The sequence below is a fragment of the Bacillota bacterium genome, assembly GCA_024655925.1.
GTDB lineage: Bacteria > Bacillota > DTU025 > DTU025 > JANLFS01 > JANLFS01.
In genome coordinates, this window is the sequence record JANLFS010000032.1 from 25847 (window position 1) to 26728 (window position 882).

At 60.2% G+C, this 882-nt stretch carries 1 protein-coding gene; it reads left to right on the forward strand.

Features of this window, described 5'->3' with window-relative positions:
- Window positions 1-35: 35 nt before the first annotated feature.
- Window positions 36-882 (forward strand): HD domain-containing protein (locus NUW23_06730; protein MCR4425874.1); only part of this gene is annotated, 847 nt, incomplete at its 3' end.

Here is an 882-nt window from a genome sequence, read left to right on the forward strand (position 1 = left end):
CAGTGGCGAAGGCGACTGGGTTTCTTCCGGGGAGGTTGTCCTTTACCCAGTTTGCCGCAGTTGACGACGCGGTTCATGTAATCGATGAGTGTATGGAGTACATAGTTGTGCTGGATTTATCCCAGTCCGGCGGGGTGTCACCAGAGGCGATCGTCAGGTTTGTCCATGTGGATACCACAATCCCCGTGGTGGTGATGGTCAATCCGGCTGATCTCCAGACGGCCGAGACTGCTTTCAGGTTCGGCGCGTTGGACTGCATTGTGTGGGGGCAACTCGACTCATTGAGTCTGCAGAGGATCGTCTGGCATGCAGCTAGGGTGGATGAAGTACACAGGAGCATCAGGGCAGATGCCGCCGAGCGGAGGCAGCGAGAGGCAGCACTCGGGGCGAGCGAGGATAGGCCCGCGCAGGCCTTCGCGGAAGTGAGGAGGATGGCGGAGGGCGCGATCAGGGCGATCGCGCGGATAGTGGAGAACTGGGATCTGTACACCGCAGGCCATCAGAGGCGAGTCGCTGCCCTCGCCCGCGCCATTGCGAGAGAGCTGAGGCTCGACCGGGACGTTGCGGAGGCAGTATACTACTCCGCCCTCGTTCACGACATAGGCAAGATCAACATACCAGTGGAGATTCTGTGCAAACCCGGACGGTTGAACAACGCCGAGATGGAGCTCATCAGGTCACATCCTTCGGTGGGCCACACCATCCTCAGCGCGATCGAGTTCCCGTGGCCTGTGGCGGAGATCGTCCTGCAGCACCACGAAAGACTGAACGGGTCAGGTTATCCTAACCGGCTGCGAGCTGAGGAGATCCGCCTTGAGGCCAGGATCATAGCGGTGGCGGACGTTGTGGAGGCCATGTCGTCTCATCGGCCTTACCGTCCAG